Here is a 19,006-nt window from a genome sequence, read left to right as displayed (position 1 = left end):
TTCTCCTTGGTGCTCGGGGGAAGGACCGGGTGGGCCCTGTGGGGTTCGGGGTGAGCGGTCAGCTCTTGACCAGACGGGCGATCGCGGCGTTGGCCTCCGCGAGCTTGGCGTCCATGTCCGAGGTGTCCCCGGTGTCGTGGGCGTGCTCCACGGCGTGCTTGACGCAGTGGCCCAGGTGCTCCTCCATGAGGCCCAGGCTCACGGACTTCAGGGCGGACTGGATCGCGGAGATCTGGGTGAGGACGTCGATGCAGTAGGCGTCCTCCTCCACCATGCGCTGGATGCCGCGCACCTGGCCCTCGATGCGCTTGAGGCGCCGGGCATAGGCGGCCTTGTCCTGGGCGTAGCCGCGGGTGGGGGTCTCTGCTGTGCTCATGCCTCGAACCTATACCCTAGGGGGGTATGCGAACAACGTGATGCCGGGCACACGAGGTGCGCGTGCGGCGTCGCCGTGGGGTCCGGGGCGCCCGCCCGGGCCTGACCGCGGGACTCGACTACCGGCCCTGATGCCGGGCTCAGACCCTGAGCGGTGGCGAGCCCCGCCGCGAACCGTAGCTCCGCGCCGGGCACTCAGTGGGCGGCGTCGTCCGGGTGCAGGACCGTCCTCATGGAGGCGCGGATCAGTCGGGTGATCTCCGCCGGGCTCGCAGACGCCGTCGCCCCGCGGGCCTGCCGTCCGAGCAGGGTGGTGAGGCCGCCGGCCACGAAGTAGGCCCGTGCGCGCCGGTCGGTGTCCAGGTCCGCGAGCTCCGCGGCGTAGGAGGCCCGGGCGATCCGCTCCGTGAGCCACTGCTCCACGAGCGGGCGCACGCGGGTTGCCAGCACCGGGTTGGTGATCATGACCACCGGGCCCGTGCCGCGCGCGTGGACGTAGCTCACGAGGCGTTCCAGGGGGTCGTGGCCGGGGGTGTCCTCGGAGGCCTCGAGGTCCTTCGCCGTGCGGGCGAGCTCCTGGCGCACGATGTCCGCGTAGACGTCGTCCAGCCCCGTGTAGTGCTGGTAGAAGCTCGCGCGGGAGACTCCGGCCTCCTTGCACAGCTGGGAGACGGTGAGGCTGCGGACGTCCTGGGTGCCCAGCAGCTGCAGGCAGGCCTCGCGGATCGCCCTGCGCGTGTGGGCCACGCGGATGTCGGCCGGGCGTTCGGGGGAGGGGTCGGGGGCCGTGTCGTCCATGCTTCCAGGCTACGACGACGCCGCGGCGCGGCCCCGGAGCCCGCGGCGCGTGCCCCGGTGCTCGCCTTGCGCGCCCCGGTGGGTGCAGTCAGAGCCTGGTGGTGGGGCCGGGTGTCTCGGGATCCTGGGCGGTGGGCTCCTCCGGTTCTTGGGCCTCGTCCGGGTGGTTGCGGTCCCACTCCGCCTTGGCCTCCATCGCCTCGTCGATGGCGCCGTCCTGCCGGATGGTGCCGGCCATTCTTGCCATGCCAAGGCTGGTCAGGACCGCTGCCGCTCCCAGGACCGGGTGGTGGGTGACGAACAGGAAGATGCCGAGGGGGCCGCAGACCCCGCTCAGGAGGTTGAGGAAGATCGCCTTCCACTGGGCCTTGCTGGTCCTGTCCACGGAACCCCCTGGCTCGCATTCGACCGCCCGGGCCGGCCCGGCTTCTTGTTAGTCTCCCACCATGTCCGTCGCGAAACTGTCGGTGAGCCACCAGAACTACCTGAGGGCCATCTGGAACCTGGGGGAGTGGTCCGCGGACCCCGTCACCACCTCCGCCGTGGCGGCCCAGGTGGGGCTGCGCCAGTCCACCGTCTCGGACGCCCTCAAGCGGCTCACGGAGCAGGGGCTCGTGGCGCACAGTCCCTACGGCGCCATCGAGCTCACCGAGCAGGGCCGCGCGCTCGCGGTGGAGATGGTGCGCCGTCACCGCCTCATCGAGACGTTCCTCGTGGAGACGCTCGGCTACCGCTGGGACCAGGTCCACGACGAGGCCGAGCACCTGGAGCACGCGGCGTCCGACTTCATGATCGACCGCCTGGACGACCTCCTGGGCCACCCCGCACGCGACCCCCACGGCGACCCGATCCCCGCGCGGGACGGCACCGTCACCTCCCCGGACGCGGTCTCCCTCTCCACGGTTCCCGACGGCACCCGCGTGCGCGTGGAACGGATCTCGGACCGGGACTCGGAGCTGCTGCGTTTCTTCGCGGACAACGGGATCGGCGTGGGCGTCCCCCTGGACATCCACTCCAGCGGCCCGTACTCGGAGTCCGTCCAGGCCGTGCTGGACGACGGCGCCCACAGTGTGGCCCTCGGACAGACCGCCACGGACGCGGTGTGGGTGTCGCTCTCCCACAATGCCTGAGTTGGAGTCGCGAGAGGGCCTGCCCTGGTGCCCTACCCCGCCAACGCCCGACGGCGACGTCGTGCCGCGAGTCTGCGGCCCAGCACCCCGTGCGCGGGGCTGAGCAGGTAGGCCAGCGCGAAGACGCCCGCGTGGACCAGCACCACGAGTCCGCCGGGGGAGGCGTCGAGCCAGTAGCTGAGGTAGATCCCGGTCACCGAGGAGGCCACGGAGATGCCCGGGGCGAGCAGCAGCATCACACCGAAGCGGTCGGTAAGCAGGTGCGCGGTGGCGCCGGGGATGATGAGCATGGCGACCACGAGCACCACCCCCACCACCTGCAGCGCGGCCACCGAGGTCACCGCGAGCAGGCCGAGCAGCAGCGCACCGAGGCGCGCCGGGGACAGTCCGATCGCGTGCGCGTGCAGGGGGTCGAAGGCGTACAGGGTGAGGTCGCGCCGCTTGAGCACCATGACGAGCAGCCCCACCGCCGCGAGCACGCAGATCTGCAGCTGCTCCGCCGCGGAGATGCCCAGCACGTTGCCGAACACGATGTGGCTCAGGCTCGTCTGGCTCGGGGTGACCGAGATGAGCACGAGCCCGAGCGCAAACATGGCCGTGAACACGATCCCGATCGAGGCGTCCTCCTTGACCCTGCTGGTCCCGCGCAGACCCCCGATCAGCACCACCGCGAGCACACCCGCCACGATCGCACCCACCGTGAACGGGATCCCCAGGATGTAGGCGAGCACCACGCCGGGCAGCACCGCGTGGGAGACGGCGTCCCCCATGAGCGACCAGCCCACGAGCACGAGCCAGCACGAGAGCACCGAGCACACCGCCGCCGCGGCCACCGTGGTGACCATGGCGCGCAGCATGAACTCGTACGTCAACGGTTCCGCGAGCAGCTCCACGAGGTTCATGCGTTCTCCTCCCACGGCGGGGTCTGGACGGTGCCGGGCGCGGTCTCCGGGGGCGCGGCGTCGTCGTCCCCGGGGCGCGCCATGACGTCCAGGCCGAAGGTGCGCACGAGGTTCTCGGGCGCGAGGCCCTGCGCCACGGGCCCGTGGAAGAGCACTCGGCGGCGCAGCAGCACCACTTCCTGGGCGAGTTCGGGCAGGGCCTGCAGGTCGTGGGTGGCGACCACCACGGCGCAGCCGCGCGCGGCGAGGTCGTGGAGCAGGCCCACGATGGTCGCCTCGCTGCGCTTGTCCACGCCGGCGAACGGCTCGTCCAGGAGCATGATCCGGGCTCCCTGGGCGATGGCGCGCGCCACGAACACGCGCTTGCGCTGCCCTCCGGAGAGCCTGCCGATCTGCCGCCGGGCGAGGTCGGTCAGCTCCACGCGCTCCAGGGCGTCCGCCACGGCGTCCCGGTCCGCCGGGAGCGCTCGCCGCGTGAACCCCATGCGGCCGTAGCGCCCGGTCATCACCACGTCCCGCACGGACAGCGGAAAGGACCAGTCCACGTCCTCGCTCTGCGGCACGTACCCGATCAGGCCCTTCCGGCGTGCCTCGCGGGGGCTGCCGCCGGCCACCTCCACGGTCCCGGCGTCCGGGCGCACGGTTCCTGTCACGGCCTTGAGCAGCGTGGACTTCCCGGACCCGTTCATCCCCACGAGCCCCGTGACGCACCCGGGCCGGATGGTCAGGTCCACGCCGTCCAGGGCGCGCACGCTGCCGTAGTCGACGACGACGCCGCGCGCCTGCACCGCGGGCCTCACCGCTTCTCCCCGGTGAGACCGCGGGCGATGGTCTCGGCGTCGTGGCGCAGCAGGTCGAGGTACGTGGGCACGGGGCCGTCCTTCTCGGACAGCGAGTCCACGTAGAGGGTGCCGCCGAACGTGGCGCCGGTGGCCTCCACGACCTGCTTCATCTGGTGGTCCGAGACGGTCGACTCGCAGAACACGGCGGGCACGCGGTCTCGTCCCACGACGTCGATGGCCCTGCGCAGCTCCTGCGGCCCGGCCTCCTGCTCCGCATTGACGGGCCACAGGTAGTGCTCGCTCAACCCGGCATCCCGTGCGAGGTAGGAGAAGGCGCCCTCGCACGTGACCAGGGCGCGCTGCTGGGAGGGCAGCTCGGCCAGGCGGTTCTTCAGATCGGTACCCACCTTCTCCAGCTGCGCCTTGTACGCTGTGCCGTTCTCGCGGAACTGCTCGGCGTGCTCGGGGTCCAGGTTGCTCAGGGCCGTGACGATGTTGTCCACGTAGCGCTGCCCGTTCGTGGGGCTCATCCACGCGTGCGGGTTCGGGGTGCCGGGGCGGTCCGCGATGTCCATGGGTTCCACGCCGTCGGACACCACGGCGTGCGGCACGTTGGCGGAGGCCACGAACTGCCCGAGCCAGTGCTCGAGCCCGAGCCCGTTGTCGAGGATCAGCTGCGCCTGGGACGCCTTGCCCACGTCCGCGGGGGTGGGCTCGTAGTCGTGGATCTCCGCGCCGGGCTTGGTGATGGACTCCACCGTCACATGCTCTCCGCCGACGACGGACGCCATGTCCGCGAGCACGGTGAACGTGGTGAGGACGGTCGGCTTGCCGTCGTGGTGCGTGGCACCGGCGGACGTGGCCTCCGGGGTGCCTGAGCACCCGCACAGCATCACCACTCCCGCGGCCACCGCCGCGACCGCCCGCCACCGGTTTCCCCACCCCGCCATGACGCCTCCTCCGCATCGAGCTCCGTATCGAGAAATTCTAAAGTTCGGTGCACCGAACTTTAGTGAGGCGGGTGGGGCGGGGCAAGGACGACACGACGGACGACGCCGCCCGGCCCGCGCAGGGGCCGAGCGGCGTCGTCCTCGCTCGCCCGCGGTCTGCCGGCTGCGTCGGCGAGAACCGGCGCTCACGTAGACCGGGTGGAGTCAGGGTGCAAAGCCCCCACAGCTCAGGGCCGCTACCGGTCGAACCGCGCGCCCCGGGGGTTGGATGGCAGCGAGGACAGGACCATCAGCGCCACGGTGCCCAGCCCCGGGATGAAGGTCAGCAGGAACCACCAGCCGGAGCGGTTCACGTCGTGCAGCCGGCGCACGGACAGGGAGACGTTGCAGGTGACCAGCGCGGTGACGCCCGCGAGCGCTCCTAGCACCGGCAGTACTCGGGGCTGGTGCCGCTGCTTCTCCGGGGCGTGAGGCTTCTTCGAGCGCCGGTCTAGGAGCACCTGCTGCACCACGGAGAGCAGCGCCACGTACAGCGCGATCCACCAGTACTCGGACCGTGAGGCCCGGCCGGAGAAAGTGGTTCCCTTCCGGAAGAAGTTCCCGACGGCCCTCAGCGGGCCCACGGGCCCACGGGCTCACCGGCTTGAGCGGCACGACGCGCCAGGACATGGAATGGGTTCATGGGGCACCTTCCTCGTTCGTGCGGACTTTCCGAGCGGGGGCTCAGCCCGCCGCGTTCTCCTGCACGCGCCGCGGGTTCGGGTTGTCGAAGCGCACACCCCGCGGGTCCGGCGGCAGCGCGGCGATGATGAGCAGCGCGATGGAGCCCAGGACGGGGACGAGGATCAGCAGGTACAGCCAGCCGGAGAGGTTGCAGTCGTGCAGGCGGCGGACGGACAGCGAGATGCTGAAGATGACCACGAGAAGCCCCACGACCAGGAGCACCAGGGACAGGAGGACTCCCACGAGGCTCCCGAGGGCGTTGGTGGTCTCCATCCAGTCCTCGTTCTGGGTCTGTGCGTACTTGAGCACGCCTCCCACCAGGAGCGACCACAGGGCGATCCACCAGTACTCGGAGCGCGAGGCGCGGCCGGAGAACTGGAAGCCCTTGCGGACGTAGTTGCCGACGGCGCGCAGGGGGCCCACGGGCTCGCCGGGCTGGGTGGCTCGGGGCTCGTACTGCTGGGGGATGCTCATGGGTGCCTTTCTCGTGGGGTGGTCGAGGGTCCGGAGGGACGCCCAGGTCCTGCCCAGGCTATCGATGGCGCGCGGGCGGTGTCCTGGCCGAACGGCCAGCAGTTCCCGGCGAGGGGTCTGCGCGGGGTGAGGCGCTGCGGCGTTTGTGGAATTCTGGGGGCATGGCTTCCAAGATCGAGGACTACGCCCTGCTGTCGAACATGCGCAGCGGGCCGCTGGTCTCGCGCTACGGCTCCGTGGACTGGTGGTGCGTCCCGCGCTTCGACTCCCCGGCGCTGTTCGCGGCCCTGCTGGGTTCCCCGGACCACGGCCGGTGGCTGCTGGCGCCGGCCTGCGCGGTGGACGACGACGCCCAGGTGGACATGTCCCTGCCCGGGGTCACCACCGTGGAACGGTTCTACGCGGAGAGCACCTTCGTGCTGCACACGGTGTGGATCACGGACACCGGCACGGTGCGTGTCACCGACTTCATGCCGCTGACCTCCCGCACGGAGCTGATCCGCCGGGTGGAGGGTCTCACCGGCGAGGTGGAGATGTTCCAGGACCTGCGCCTGCGCTTCAACTACGGCTCGTCGGTGCCGTGGCTGACCCGCTTCGAGATGCTCGAGGAGGACGCCGAGGAGTCCGGTGCCGCCGCAGAGTCCGTGCTGGTGGGCATGGCCGGGCCGGACTCGGTGGTCTTCCACGGCGACCCCCTCCCGGAGGCGGACCCGGACCCCGCGAAGCGCCGTCACGCGGGCTCGTTCAAGGTGGCCGCGGGCCAGACCCGGGACTTCACCCTCACGTGGTTCCCCTCCCACGGGGTTCCCCCGGAGGCGGTGGACGTCAACGAGACGCTGACCACCACCCTGAACGTCTGGCAGGAGTGGACGGACCTCTACGAGCCGTACGACCCCCTCACGGATCCCACTTCCGCGGAGAGCACGGACCTCACCGGGACCGGCGCGGTGCCCGTGGGAGGCGCCGCGGGCGGCGTCGCCACCGGCCGCCTGGACGCCGTGGCCGGCGGGCAGGGGGAGCCGACGACGCCGGGCACCGCCTCCGCGCGCGAGCTCACCTTCTCCGCGACCCAGGACACCCCCGCGGAGATCATCCGCCGCAGCCTGCTCGTGGTCCGGGGGCTGATGCACCAGGCCACGGGCGGTCTGATCGCCGCGGACACCACCTCGCTGCCGGAGGTGCTCGGCGGGGACCGCACCTGGGACCACCGTCACGCGTGGCCCCGGGACGCCGCCCTGGGGCTGGAGGTCATGCTCGACCACGGGCACGACCGCGAGGCCGCCCAGCTGCGCAACTGGCTGCTGCGTGCGGTCGCCGGGGACGTCAACAACCCCTCGAACGTCTACACCCTGGACGGCTCCGGGCAGATCCGGGAGCGGCTCGTGGACCTGCCCGGCTACGAGCGCTCGCGGCCGGTGCGCGACGGCAACTCCTCCGGTCTGCACTACCAGTCGGACGTGGCCGGGCACGTGCTGCGGGTCTTCGAGATGCTGCGCCGGCGCGGGGTGCAGGAGGACCACCTGTCCTGGCCGCTGCAGCAGGCGCTGCTGCGCGCCGTCGTCGCCAACTACGAAGAGAAGGACCAGGGCATCTGGGAGATGCGCGGTGAGCCCCAGTACTACACGCACTCGCGCGTGATGATGTGGGCCGCCATGCAGGCCGGCGTGGACGCCGTGCGCATCCACGGCCTGCCCGGGGACGTGGAGACCTGGGAGGAGCACCGGGACCAGCTCGCGCACGAGATCTGGACCAGCGGCTACGACCCGCAGGTCGGCTCGTTCGTGCAGTACTACGGCTCCACGGACGTGGACGCCTCCCTGCTGCAGCTGCCCACGGTGGGCTTCGTGGCCTACGACGACGAGCGCATGCTCGGCACCGTGAAGCGCATCCGCACGGAGCTCACGGACCGCTCCGGGCTGCTGCACCGCTACCGCAACCTGCCGCAGCTCACGGACCTGGACGACGCCGAGGCCTTCGCCTCCTCGATCGGCCAGGACGGCTTCACCGGCCAGTCCGCGCCGTCCACCTCCGCGACGCTGCAGCTCGCCGAGCAGCTGGCCATGTGCGGGCACACCCGGGAGGCCGTGCGGCTCACGGACCTCGTGCTCGGCACCGCCAACGAACTGGGGCTGCTCGCCGCCACCTACTCCCCCTCCCAGCACCGGGCCACCGGGAACTTCCCGCAGACCGGGGCGCACCTGCACCTGATCCGGGTGCTCGACATCCTGCAGGCCGAGCTCTCCTGAGCGCGGGCCCGGGCGCGACGCCGCGAGAAGCGGGCGAGCGGGCGGCGTCGTCGGCGTGGCAGAGCCCCGCGTGAGGTGTGTTGCAGGCTGCTGTGAGGCCGACTACTCGCGCACGGCGCCCGCGCGGTAGCGTGATGCCACCAGCCACGCCTGGCCCGGAGGGATTCGGCTGGTGGCCGAGGGAGTGCCTCGGCACCTTTCCCGGGCCGAGACTTTGGAGGCGCTGCAATGGCACGCACCGTCAATACCGGAACCGACCCTCACGCTCTGGCCGATCCCGCCGTGGACCTCGTGCGCACGTGGCTGCAGAGGGCGCAGGAGAACCAGCGCAAGAACAAGCAGAAGAACCCCGCCGAGGACCGCCTCGCGGCCGTGCTCCAGGACCCCAACGGGCTGGAGTTCACGGTGGGCTTCGTGGACCGTGTGATCCGCACGGAGGACACCAGGGCGGCCGCGAAGGCGCTGCAGGACATCGCCAAGCTGGCGCCGCAGTCCATGCCCGCCGCGGACCGGGCGCAGATCCAGGCGGGCACCGTGCTCGCCGGCGCGCTGCCCTCCGTGGTGGTCCCCGCCGCGCGCACGCGGCTGCGCCAGATGGTCGGCCACATGGTCGTGGACGCCCGCCCCGGGCCCTTCGGCAAGTCCGTGAAGGGCCTCAAGCAGCACGGTCACCGGTTGAACATCAACCTCCTGGGCGAGGAGGTGCTCGGTGAGGACGAGGCCAAGAAGCACCTCGCTGACGCCGAGGGGCTGCTGCGCCGCGAGGACGTGGACTACGTCTCCCTGAAGGTCTCCTCCGTGGTCCCGCAGCTGTCCCACTGGGGCTTCGAGCGCACCGCCGAGCGTGTGGTCGAGCGGCTGCTGCCGCTGTACGAGACCGCCGCCACCAAGGGCACCGGCACCATGTTCATCAACCTGGACATGGAGGTCTACTCGGACCTGGAGCTCACCATCGAGGTCTTCCAGCGCCTGCTGGACAAGCCGCAGCTGAAGAACCTCGAGGCCGGCATCGTGGTGCAGGCCTACCTCCCGGACGCCCTCGGCGCGATTCAGCGGCTGTCCGAGTGGTCCGCACAGCGCGTGGCGGACGGCGGCGCCCAGATCAAGGTTCGCCTGGTCAAGGGCGCCAACCTCGCCATGGAGAACGTGGACGCGGAGATGCACGGCTGGCCGCTGGCCACCATGGAGTCCAAGCAGGCCACGGACACCAACTACAAGCGCGTGCTCTCCTGGCTCTTCCACCCCGAGCGCATGACGGGCATGCGCCTGGGCGTGGCCGGGCACAACCTCTTCGACATCGCCTTCGCGCACCTGCTCGCGGACGAGAGGGGAGTGACCGACCGCATCGAGTTCGAGATGCTGCAGGGCATGGCCACGAGCCAGAGCGAGGCCGTGTCCACGGACGTGGGCCAGCTGCTGCTCTACGTGCCGGCCGTGAAGCCCGCGGAGTTCGACGTCGCCGTGTCCTACCTGGTGCGCCGGCTCGAGGAGAACTCCGCGAACGAGAACTTCATGTCGGGGATCTTCGAGCTCGGCCCGGACAACTGGGTCTTCCGCCGCGAGGAGGGCCGCTTCCGTGCCGCCCTGGCCGCGCTGGAGACGGACCCGCAGGCCCCCGCGCCGCGTCGCAACCAGGACCGTACCGCGGAGACCGTGGGCGAGAGCGCCACGCTCCCGCTGGACGAGCCGTTCCGCAACGAACCGGACACGGACGTCTCCGTCTCCGCGAACCAGCGCTGGGCGGAGACCCTGGCGGAGAAGATCGGCAGTGCCGAGTGGTACGCTTCCGTGGCAACCCCCGAGCTGCTCAAGGACATGGACCAGGACTCGGACGAGGCCGTCGCGGCGGTCAACGACATCGTGGCCACCGCCAAGGAGGCCGGCAAGCGCTGGGCCGAGACCCCCGCCCGTGAGCGCGCGGAGATCCTCAACCGCGCCGCGGACATCCTCGCCGCGCGGCGCGGGCACCTGATGGCCGTGGCCGGTGCGGAGACCGGCAAGGTCTTGGAACAGGGTGACCCCGAGGTCTCCGAGGCCGTGGACTTCTGCCGCTACTACGCGCGCCGTGCCCTGGAGCTGGAGTTCGTGGACGGCGGCACCTTCGTGCCCCACCACGTGACCGTGGTGACCCCGCCGTGGAACTTCCCGCTGGCCATCCCCACGGGCACCACCGTAGCACCCCTGGCCACCGGCTCCGCCGTGATCCACAAGCCGTCCCCCGAGTCCCGCCGCTGCTCCACCGCGGTGTGCGAGGCGCTGTGGGAGGCCGGTGTGCCGCGCGACGTGCTGCAGCTCGTGGACGCCGTGGAGGGTGAGGCCGGCAAGACCCTCATCTCCCACGCGGACGTGGAGCGCGTGATCCTCACGGGCGCGTACGAGACCGCGCAGCTCTTCGCCTCCTGGGACCCGCAGCGCCCGCTGTCCGCGGAGACCTCCGGCAAGAACGCCCTGGTCATCACCCCCAGTGCCGACCGCGACCAGGCCGTGTGGGACCTCGTCTCCAGCGCCTTCGGCCACGCGGGACAGAAGTGCTCCGCGGCGTCGCTCGGCATCCTGGTGGGCTCCGTCGCGAAGTCCGAGCGGTTCCGCCGCCAGCTCGTGGACGCCGCGTCGTCGATGGTCGTGGACTGGCCCGTGAATCTGCAGGCCACCGTGGGCCCCACCGTGGAACAGCCCGCGGGCAAGCTCCTCAAGGCCCTCACCGAGCTCGAACCGGGCGAGGAGTGGCTGATCGAGCCCAAGCAGCTGGACGACTCCGGCCGCCTGTGGCGCCCCGGAATCCGCACGGGTGTGAAGCCCGGGTCCTTCTTCCACCTCACCGAGTGCTTCGGGCCCGTCCTGGGGCTCATGTCCGCGGACAGCCTGGACGAGGCCGTGGAGCTGCAGAACGCCACGGACTACGGGCTCACGGCGGGCATCCACTCGCTGGACGCGGACGAGATCCTGCGCTGGATCGACACCGTTCAGGCCGGCAACCTCTACGTGAACCGCGGCATCACCGGGGCGATCGTGCAGCGCCAGCCGTTCGGCGGCTGGAAGCGCTCCTCCGTGGGCCTCGGCGCCAAGGCCGGCGGTCCCAACTACCTGGCCTCGCTCGGCCGGTGGACCCGGGCCCCGTTCTCATCCTCGAGCACGGACCGCGGTGCGGCCGGCGCCTGGGTCCTGGACCCGCGGGTGCACCGGGCGCTGGACAGCGTCACCCCGCTGCTCTCGGACGAGGACCTCGTGTGGCTGCGCCGAGCCGCGCAGTCGGACCAGTCCGAGTGGCAGCGCGAGTTCGGCCAGGTGAAGGACCCCACTGCCCTGCGCAGCGAGGCCAACCTGTTCCGCTACCGTCCCCGCACCGTGATCGTCCGTGCCCGTGAGGGTGCCTCGCTCACGGACGTTCTGCGCGTGGGTCTCGCGGCCGTTCGCTCGGGCTCGCAGGTGGTGCTCAGCGCCGCCGATTCGCTGCCCGCGGCGGTCAACGGCCTGTTCGCCACCGTGCTGAACCCCGCCACGGACGAGGAGTTCGCACACGCCCTGGACACCGGTTCCCTGGGCGCGCTCGGCCAGCTCGCGGACCTGCGTGCCCTCGACGACGACGCCCTGGACGTCCGCCACGGAGCTCGCGTTCGCGTGATCTCCCCGTGGGACGGCACCGACGAGGACCTCGCGAGCCTCTACGCGGTGCGCGCGGAGCACCCGGACATCGCCCTCATCACGGACGACGTGGTGGGCGCCGGGCGCATGGAGATGATGTACATGCTCGCCGAACAGGCCGTGTCCATCACGATGCACCGCTTCGGCAACCACAGTCAGTCCATGCAGCGGGTGGTGGACGAGCTGGTGCGCTGATCCACGCACCGTGCACGTGCGGCGGGCCGCGCCTCCGGGAGACCGGGGTGGCGGCCCGCCGTCGTCGTCCCTGGGTGGTGGCGACGGCGGGCGGCCCGGGTGCCGATGACCGCCTGAGCGCCATAGGACCTGCACGCTCGGGGCGGGGGCCGCGGCGCGACATCTGAGGCGCAACCTGCCCACGGAACGGGCGATTCTGTGGGCAGATCGTGCCCCAGATGTTTCGCCCCGGCGCGAGCCCCGACCGGAAGCACTCTGAGGTGTAGTTCTGACTCCCGGGCGGCGGGTTTTTCTGTCAGAACTACACCTCAGAGTGAACCGATCCCGCGGAAGCGCGCGGCGGGGCGTCGCCGGGTTACTCGCTCGTCAGCGCCTTCACGAACACGTCCTGGATGTCCTCCGGCGCACGGGCCATGTGCGAGGAGCCTCCGGTGGCCGCCGCGATCTTCTGCAGCACGGTCTCGTCCGCGTCCTGGGAGATGCCCACGGTGATGATGCGTACCGGGTTGTCCGGGTCCTGCTCGTCCTTGAGCTTCGTCAGCAGCTCGTCCAGGCCGATGGACCCGGCGTCCTGGTTGATGCCGTCCGTGAGGACGATGACCGTCTTGAGGTGGTCCGGGGCGTCGTCCTTGAGGACCTGCCGGTAGGCGGCGAGCGTGGTGTCGTAGAGGCCGGTGTAGCCCTTGGGGTAGTAGGTCAGCCCGTCCACGTCCTTGGCGAGGGCGTCCCGCTGGGTGGTGCCGTCAACGGTCTCGCTGAGCTCCCGCACGGGGGCGAGCTCCCTGTAGTCCTTGGTGCCGTCGAGCTCGCGCCCGAACTTCCACAGACCCAGCTCGTCGTGGTCCGGGAAGAGCTTCACCGCGGTCTGGGCGGCCGCTTTGGTGAGGTCCATGCGGGTGGAGCCGTCCTCGGAGACCTTCGCGGCCATGGACCCGGAGGCGTCGATCGCCACGAGCGCGTGGAACGCCTCGGCGAGGTGCGCCCACTGGTCGAGGGCCTTCTGCAGGGTGGCGTCGTCCGCGGTGGGGGCGTCCGTGTCCGCGGGGGTGCTCGCCACGAGGTCCGTGTCCGAGTGCTTGGAGTGGTAGTCGTCCCAGTCCGCGCGGGAGACCACGGTGGTGTTCGGCTGCGGTCCGCCGGAGGCCGCACCCGCCGCCAGTGCGGGGCTCAGCGGGGTCGGTTCCGCGGAGGCGGAGGCGGTGGGGTTGCCGGCGAGCTGGTCGAGGCGCTCGGCCGCGCTGCGCACCGGGGCGGCGTCGCCCTCCGTGCGGGCGCGGAACTTCAGGGCCTCGTCCGTGGCGGTGCGGTCCGCGGTGCCGCCCGCCGCCTCACCGAGTGCGCGGGAGACCAGCCCGCGCGTGCCGGCGTCGTCCTGGGGCCGACCGAGAGCCACGCCGCTGTCCTGCAGCAGCGCGGACCAGGTCTTCGCGCGGGTCTCGCCGCGGCCGACGACGACGGGCTCGTCACCTTTCGCGGTTCCTGCCCCGGAGGGGGCTGCGGCGGCACTCGTGGAACCGGCGTCCGACGGCTTGTTGCCAGCGGCGTCGTCGTCACCCCGCGGGATCAGGAAGACCGCCGCGAGCAGCAGCAGCACGGCCACGACCGCCAGGGCGATCCACACCAGCACGGTCCCGCTCGGGCCGCGGCGTTCGGCGCGGTGCGCTCCGCGGTCCCGGTGCGTCTCAGGCTCGGTCATCTCGGTGTCCCCTCCGGAGCGCCCGGTCCCCAACGGACGGCGACGCTCACGTGTTCCCCTCGCCACCGCAGTGTGACCCGCGTGACGTCTTCCCCAGGGACAAGAGTACGGGGTCCGCGCGGGACGACGCCGCCGGGGCACCGCGGATGACGCCGCGGCCGGTCACCCGGTTTCTTGCCCCGCACACGGCCCGCATGCCGGGGCCGGATCAGCCGAGGACCGCCCGCAGGTACGGCGCGGTGGCGCTGTCCGGGTGCGCGGCGACGTCGTGCGGGGTGCCCGCGGTGACCACCCGCCCGCCGTCCGTGCCCGCGCCGGGGCCCATGTCCACCACGTGGTCCGCCTGCGCGACCATGCGCATGTCCAGCTCCGCCATGATCACGGTGTTGCCGGCGTCCGCGAGGCCCTGCAGGTGGGAGAGCAGGCGGTCGCTGTCCGCGGGGTGCAGTCCGGCGGTGGGCTCGTCCAGGACGTAGAGGGTGTCCCCGCGGGAGGCGCGCTGCAGCTCGGAGGCGAGCTTGACGCGCTGGGCCTCCCCGCCGGAGAGCTCCGTGGCGGGCTGGCCGAGCCGCAGGTAGCCCAGGCCCACGTCCCGCAGCACGCCCAGGGTGTGGTGGATGGCGTCCTCGCCCTCGAAGAACTCGTGCGCCTCGTCCACGCTCAGGGCCAGGACGTCCGCCACGGAGCGCCCGCGCCACAGCACCTCGAGCGTCTCCGCCTTGTAGCGGGTGCCGTGGCAGTCGGGGCACGGCGCGTAGATGCTCGGCAGGAACAGCAGCTCGACCATCACGCTGCCCTCGCCCTCGCACGTGGGGCACCGCCCGCCGGTCACGTTGAACGAGAACCGGCCGGCCTTGTACCCGCGCCGCTTCGCCTCGTCCGTGGCGGCGTAGAGCTTGCGCACGGCGTCGAACAGGCCCGTGTAGGTGGCCACGTTCGAGCGCGGCGTGCGGCCGATGGGCTTCTGGTCGATGACGATGACGCGGCGCACGCCCGCGGGCAGGGCGGCGACCGTGCCGCGCACGTCGTCCGCGGCGTCGTCGGCGGTGAGGAGGTCCGCCTCCGGGTCCCCCGTGATCTCCGTGCCCTCCGGGGCCCGGTGGCCCAGCCGCTCGCGCACGAGGACCGGCAGGGCCTGGCTGACCAGGCTGGACTTGCCGGATCCCGAGATGCCGGTGACCGCCGTGAGGCACCCGCCCGGGAAGCTCACGTCCAGGTCACGGAGGTTGTTGCGGGTGACCCCGCGCAGCTCCAGGTGGCCGCGGGCCTCGCGCAGCTCGCGCGTCCCGGCCGCCGGGGCGTGCTCGGGGAAGAGGTAGCGGCGCGTGGCGGACTCGGCCACGTCCGCCAGACCCTCGGGGGCGCCGCTGTAGAGCACGTGGCCGCCGCGCTCGCCGGCCTCGGGGCCGATGTCCACGAGCCAGTCCGCCTGCTGGATCACTGTCAGGGAGTGCTCCACCACGAACACGCTGTTGCCGCGGTCCTTGAGCCCGTGCAGGATCCCGATCAGCGCGTCCAGGTCACGGGGGTGCAGTCCCGCGGAGGGCTCGTCCAGCACGTAGACCACGCCGAAGAGCTGCGAGGACAGCTGCGTGGCCAGTCGCAGCCGCTGCCGCTCCCCGCCGGAGAGCGTGGGGGTCGTGCGGTCCAGAGAGAGGTAGCCCAGCCCCAGGTCGATCATGGGGCGCAGCCGCGCCACGAGGTCCGCCGCCAGGCGCTGCGCGGCGGCACGCTTCTCGACCGAGAGGTTCGGTGTGCGCCGGACGTCCGGGGCGGCGTCGTGCAAGGCTCCGCCCTCCGAGACCCGTGCCGCGGTGGAGGCCTCGCGGGCCTCGGCGTCGAGCACGTGGTCCGCCAGGTGCTCCGCCTCGCTGGGGCGCCAGCCCTCCTCGGTCACGGAGCGCGCGATCTCCGCGAGGCGCGCCAGCGGCAGGTGCGAGAACTCCGCGATGTCCAGGCCCTCGAACGTGACCGACAGGGCCTCCCGCTTGATCCGCTTGCCGTGGCACTCCGGGCACAGCTCGCTGGAGAGGTACTGCGCCGCGCGCTTCTTGGTGCTCGCGCTCTTGGCGTTGGCGAACGTGTCCAACACGTAGCGGCGCGCACCGATGAACGTGCCCTGGTACGTGGCCGGCACACCGTCCTTCTGCGCCCGGCGCGTCTCGTTGGGGCTCAGCCCCCGGTACACGCCCACGGTGGGCCGGTCCTCCGTGTACAGGATCCAGTCCCGGTCCTTCTTCGGGAGGTCCTTCCAGGGGGTGTCCACGTCGTAGCCCAGGGAGACCAGGATGTCCCGCTGGTTCTGCCCCGCCCACGCCACCGGCCAGGAGGCCACGGCGCGCTCGCGGATGGTCAGGGACGGGTCCGGGACCATGGTGTCCTCGGTGACCTCGTACACCCGCCCGATCCCGTGGCACGTGGGGCACGCACCCTGCACGGTGTTCGCGGAGAAGTCCTCTGCGTAGAGCATCGCCTGGCCCGGCGGGTACCAGCCGGCGCGCGAGTAGAGCATCCGCACCAGGCTGGACAGGGTGGTCATCGTGGCCACGTCCGAGCGCGCGCCACCTCCGCCGCGCTGCTGCTGCAGGGCGACGGCGGGCGGCAGCCCCTCCACCACGTCCACGTCCGGGACGCCCGCCTGGTCGATGAGCCGCCGCGCGTACGGCGCCACGGACTCCAGGTAGCGCCGCTGCGACTCCGCGAACAGCGTGCCGAACGCCAGCGAGGACTTCCCCGAGCCGGACACCCCCGTGAACACCACGATCGCGTCCCGCGGCAGGTCCAGCGCCACGTCCTTGAGGTTGTTCTGGCGGGCACCGCGCACCACCACGCCGCTCTGCCAGGAACCGGTTTCTTTCTGCTCGATACTCACGCCGGTCACGCTACCCGCAGGCGACGACGCCGCGGCGGGGTCCGCTACAGCAGCACCACCAGGATCACGATGATCAGCACGATCACCCCGAACGTGATCGCCCAGTTGCGGGCCGCGTTGCGGTCCTCCGCGCGGGTCTTCTCGCTGTTCGGGTCGCGGTCCGCCCAGCGCTTGCTGCCCGCACCGTGGTAGAGGTCGTTCGTCGAGGGTTCGCGCGGCGGGAGGGGGCCGTCGGCAGGCGGCTGGGGTGCGACGTCGTCGTCCCCGCCGCGGTCGCCGCCCGCACGGTCCGTGCGGGGCGGGCCCATGGGCCAGAACCGGTCCGCGTCGAAGAACTTTCCCTTCTCCGCGGGCGGCTGCGCGGTGGTGTCCCGCGGGCCCGCGATGGAGTCCCGCACGGGCACGCCGGTGCCGGGGAAGTCGGCACCCGGGCGGCCGGCGTCAGGATCGGCGCCGCGCGTCTCCTCCTCGGTCAGCATCTCCGACGCCGGGATGCCCGTGGTGGTCACCCGCGGGCCGGTGGTGGTCGGGTCCTGCGGGGTGGGCCGCGACTCGGGCCCCGGGGACGACGACGGCGTGGCCCCGCCTTCGCCCGCCGCCTCCGCCGCGGTGCGCAGCACCTCCGAGAACCGCGCGAGCGGATCCTGCTGGGACCGCTTGGCGCCCTGCGCCACCTGGTCCGCGCGGCGCGCGACCGAGAGCAGCACGGAGCCGTCCGTGAGCTGCAGGTCCCGGGCGGCCATCGCGAGCTCGAGTGGCGGGCGGGCGGCGTCCGGTGTAGTGGCCCACTCGAGCAGGCCGGTGAGCACCGGGGAGGAGAGGGACCGGCGCAGTGCCGGGCGCAGGGCGGGGACGTCGGCCAGCGCCACGAGTTCGCTCGGCGGGGTGCTGCCGTAGCTGCGCGCCGCCTGGTCCAGCGGCCCGCGGTCACCGAACAGCGCGGCAAGCATGGCCGCGGCGGCGTAGCGGTCCTCGGGGGTCTCAGCCCGCCCGCTCACGGCGAGCAGCTCCGCCTGGGCGGCAGGTCCGCCGTCGCGCACCACGTCCAGCAGCGCGGGATCGGCGCGCACGAGCCGCGCGGGCTCCCGCAGCGCACGGGCGAGTTCCGGGTCCAGTGGTTCACTCATGGGGCCGCCTTCCATAGTCCTGGGGAAAGCCTACGGGAGGTGGTTAAGGTGAGGCGATGAGCGCAGAGCAGAAGCAGATCATCCGCCACATGCTGACCCGCACCCCCGCGGGGGAGTAGCCCAAGACGATCGAGGAGCAGCGTGCGGGCTTCGCCGCCATGATGGCGGCGTTCGCGGTGCCTGACAGCGTGACCCTCACGGACGTCGAGCTCGCCGGTCGCCGGGCCGTTCTCGTGGAGCCGAAGGGGGAGGCGCGGCCGGGAACGATCCTTTACCTCCACGGCGGCTCCTTCGCCCTGGGCTCCCCGGGGACGGCCATGAGCCTCACGGCCCACCTGGTGCTGCGCACCGGCATGCGCGCGATCTCCTTCGACTACCGGCTGGCCCCGAGCACCCCTTCCCGGCGGGCGTGGAGGACTGCGCCGCGGCGTACCGGGAGCTGGTGGAGCAGGGTGAGGCGCCGGAGTCCATCACGGTGGTGGGCGACTCTGCCGGCGGCGCCATGAGCGTGACGACGGCGGTGAGTGCCCGGAAGCACGGCGTACCCGTACCTGCCTGCGTGGTGTGCTTCTCCCCGGGCGGCAATGCACTGCGCTCCGGTGGGAGCCTGGACAGTCGCCGGGACAAGGACCCGTTCTTCACCGAGGAGGCGCTGAAGGCCTCCGGCGAGCGCTACCTGCAGGGCGCGGATCCTCACGAAGAGTTAGCCTCGCCCATCTCCCGGGCGGACCTGACGGGCTTCCCGCCGCTGCTCGTCCAGGTGGGCGGGGACGAGATCCTCCTGGACGACTCCGTACTCCTCGCCGAGCGTGCCCGGGAGGCGGACGTGGACGTGGTCCTGGACGTCACCGCCGGGGTGCCGCACGTGTTCCAGGCGTTCGTGGACCAGCTGGACGAGGCCGGGCAGGCCCTCGACCGCGCCGCCCTGTTCGTCATGCAGCACGTGTCGCGGGGCTGACCGGGGGAGGACGACGGCACCCCCGGTCCCGGCGGCCGAGGCGGCTCCGGTGAGGGCCGGCGGGGTGGGGATCCTGCCGCTCAACGCGCCCCGCGCGAACCGGCTCGGGGCGGTCGCCACCGTCCTGCTCGTCCCG

The 19,006-nt window shown here is 72.1% G+C and carries 14 protein-coding genes and 1 pseudogene; 4 read left to right on the top strand and 11 right to left on the bottom strand.

Annotated elements, in window-relative coordinates; all coding sequences use genetic code 11:
• Window positions 1-58 precede the first annotated feature (58 nt).
• The 3 genes from KVA01_RS05245 to KVA01_RS05235 all read right to left on the bottom strand — a co-directional run bounded on the left by KVA01_RS05245 (window position 59) and on the right by KVA01_RS05235 (window position 1,558).
• The gene (locus KVA01_RS05245; RefSeq protein WP_068467306.1) at window positions 59-376 is read right to left on the bottom strand and encodes a metal-sensitive transcriptional regulator; all 318 of its coding nucleotides are present in this window, start codon (window positions 374-376) and stop codon (window positions 59-61) included.
• 194 nt (window positions 377-570) lie between these two features.
• Window positions 571-1,173, bottom strand: coding sequence for a TetR/AcrR family transcriptional regulator (locus KVA01_RS05240; protein ID WP_141269208.1), 603 nt, complete (start codon window positions 1,171-1,173; stop codon window positions 571-573).
• 88 nt (window positions 1,174-1,261) lie between these two features.
• Window positions 1,262-1,558 carry a hypothetical protein gene (locus tag KVA01_RS05235; protein ID WP_068467301.1) on the bottom strand — a complete coding sequence of 99 codons (297 nt, stop codon included), beginning with the start codon at window positions 1,556-1,558 and terminating at the stop codon, window positions 1,262-1,264.
• 61 nt (window positions 1,559-1,619) lie between these two features.
• Here KVA01_RS05235 and KVA01_RS05230 point away from each other — a divergent pair, with 61 nt between their 5' ends.
• Window positions 1,620-2,303 carry a metal-dependent transcriptional regulator gene (locus KVA01_RS05230; RefSeq protein WP_068467299.1) on the top strand — a complete coding sequence of 228 codons (684 nt, stop codon included), beginning with the start codon at window positions 1,620-1,622 and terminating at the stop codon, window positions 2,301-2,303.
• A 32-nt stretch (window positions 2,304-2,335) separates the two neighbouring features.
• On the opposite strand, the gene KVA01_RS05225 is transcribed toward KVA01_RS05230, so the two are convergent.
• The 5 genes from KVA01_RS05225 to KVA01_RS05205 form a co-directional block, all read right to left on the bottom strand.
• Window positions 2,336-3,205 carry a metal ABC transporter permease gene (locus tag KVA01_RS05225; RefSeq protein ID WP_068467297.1) on the bottom strand — a complete coding sequence of 290 codons (870 nt, stop codon included), beginning with the start codon at window positions 3,203-3,205 and terminating at the stop codon, window positions 2,336-2,338.
• On the bottom strand, window positions 3,202-4,005 hold the full coding sequence (locus tag KVA01_RS05220) for a metal ABC transporter ATP-binding protein (protein WP_068467296.1): 804 nt from the start codon (window positions 4,003-4,005) through the stop codon (window positions 3,202-3,204). The genes KVA01_RS05225 and KVA01_RS05220 overlap by 4 nt, the downstream gene beginning before the upstream one ends.
• Window positions 4,002-4,937: a metal ABC transporter substrate-binding protein gene (locus KVA01_RS05215; RefSeq protein WP_068467294.1), complete on the bottom strand. Its 936-nt coding sequence runs from the start codon at window positions 4,935-4,937 to the stop codon at window positions 4,002-4,004. The genes KVA01_RS05220 and KVA01_RS05215 overlap by 4 nt, the downstream gene beginning before the upstream one ends.
• A gap of 236 nt (window positions 4,938-5,173) precedes the next feature.
• A complete protein-coding gene (locus KVA01_RS05210; protein WP_141269206.1) occupies window positions 5,174-5,560 on the bottom strand; it encodes a DUF805 domain-containing protein in 387 nt (128 codons plus the stop codon).
• Window positions 5,561-5,660: 100 nt separating this feature from the next.
• Complete coding sequence (locus tag KVA01_RS05205; protein WP_068467290.1) at window positions 5,661-6,134, bottom strand: DUF805 domain-containing protein; 474 nt, start codon at window positions 6,132-6,134, stop codon at window positions 5,661-5,663.
• A 161-nt stretch (window positions 6,135-6,295) separates the two neighbouring features.
• Here KVA01_RS05205 and KVA01_RS05200 point away from each other — a divergent pair, with 161 nt between their 5' ends.
• Together KVA01_RS05200 and KVA01_RS05195 are read left to right on the top strand one after the other, a co-directional pair.
• Window positions 6,296-8,380: a glycoside hydrolase family 15 protein gene (locus tag KVA01_RS05200; protein WP_068467288.1), complete on the top strand. Its 2,085-nt coding sequence runs from the start codon at window positions 6,296-6,298 to the stop codon at window positions 8,378-8,380.
• A 228-nt stretch (window positions 8,381-8,608) separates the two neighbouring features.
• Entirely contained in the window at window positions 8,609-12,217 is a 3,609-nt protein-coding gene (locus KVA01_RS05195; protein ID WP_068467287.1) for a bifunctional proline dehydrogenase/L-glutamate gamma-semialdehyde dehydrogenase, read from the top strand.
• A 355-nt stretch (window positions 12,218-12,572) separates the two neighbouring features.
• On the opposite strand, the gene KVA01_RS05190 is transcribed toward KVA01_RS05195, so the two are convergent.
• The 3 genes from KVA01_RS05190 to KVA01_RS05180 form a co-directional block, all read right to left on the bottom strand.
• Entirely contained in the window at window positions 12,573-13,913 is a 1,341-nt protein-coding gene (locus KVA01_RS05190) for a VWA domain-containing protein (RefSeq protein ID WP_068467285.1), read from the bottom strand.
• Between the two features lie 208 nt (window positions 13,914-14,121).
• Window positions 14,122-16,785, bottom strand: a complete 2,664-nt coding sequence (locus KVA01_RS05185) for an excinuclease ABC subunit UvrA (protein ID WP_141269204.1) — start codon at window positions 16,783-16,785, stop codon at window positions 14,122-14,124.
• Between the two features lie 44 nt (window positions 16,786-16,829).
• Window positions 16,830-17,912: a hypothetical protein gene (locus KVA01_RS05180; protein ID WP_068467283.1), complete on the bottom strand. Its 1,083-nt coding sequence runs from the start codon at window positions 17,910-17,912 to the stop codon at window positions 16,830-16,832.
• 158 nt (window positions 17,913-18,070) lie between these two features.
• Between KVA01_RS05180 and KVA01_RS12900 the strand changes: the two are divergent.
• Window positions 18,071-18,870: pseudogene (locus KVA01_RS12900) on the top strand (alpha/beta hydrolase).
• The last annotated feature ends 136 nt before the right edge of the window (window positions 18,871-19,006 follow it).

This window comes from Kocuria varians, assembly GCF_006539885.1.
Lineage (GTDB): Bacteria > Actinomycetota > Actinomycetes > Actinomycetales > Micrococcaceae > Kocuria > Kocuria varians.
The sequence above is the reverse complement of the archived record's forward strand: the minus strand, read 5'-3'. Positions and strand labels throughout refer to the sequence as shown.

Coding starts and splice junctions, on each gene's coding strand:
- KVA01_RS05245 (WP_068467306.1), bottom strand. CDS start 376: ATGAGCACAGCAGAGACCCCCACCCGCGGCTACGCCCAGGACAAGGCC.
- KVA01_RS05240 (WP_141269208.1), bottom strand. CDS start 1,173: ATGGACGACACGGCCCCCGACCCCTCCCCCGAACGCCCGGCCGACATC.
- KVA01_RS05230 (WP_068467299.1), top strand. CDS start 1,620: ATGTCCGTCGCGAAACTGTCGGTGAGCCACCAGAACTACCTGAGGGCC.
- KVA01_RS05225 (WP_068467297.1), bottom strand. CDS start 3,205: ATGAACCTCGTGGAGCTGCTCGCGGAACCGTTGACGTACGAGTTCATG.
- KVA01_RS05215 (WP_068467294.1), bottom strand. CDS start 4,937: ATGGCGGGGTGGGGAAACCGGTGGCGGGCGGTCGCGGCGGTGGCCGCG.
- KVA01_RS05205 (WP_068467290.1), bottom strand. CDS start 6,134: ATGAGCATCCCCCAGCAGTACGAGCCCCGAGCCACCCAGCCCGGCGAG.
- KVA01_RS05200 (WP_068467288.1), top strand. CDS start 6,296: ATGGCTTCCAAGATCGAGGACTACGCCCTGCTGTCGAACATGCGCAGC.
- KVA01_RS05195 (WP_068467287.1), top strand. CDS start 8,609: ATGGCACGCACCGTCAATACCGGAACCGACCCTCACGCTCTGGCCGAT.
- KVA01_RS05190 (WP_068467285.1), bottom strand. CDS start 13,913: ATGACCGAGCCTGAGACGCACCGGGACCGCGGAGCGCACCGCGCCGAA.
- KVA01_RS05180 (WP_068467283.1), bottom strand. CDS start 17,912: ATGAGTGAACCACTGGACCCGGAACTCGCCCGTGCGCTGCGGGAGCCC.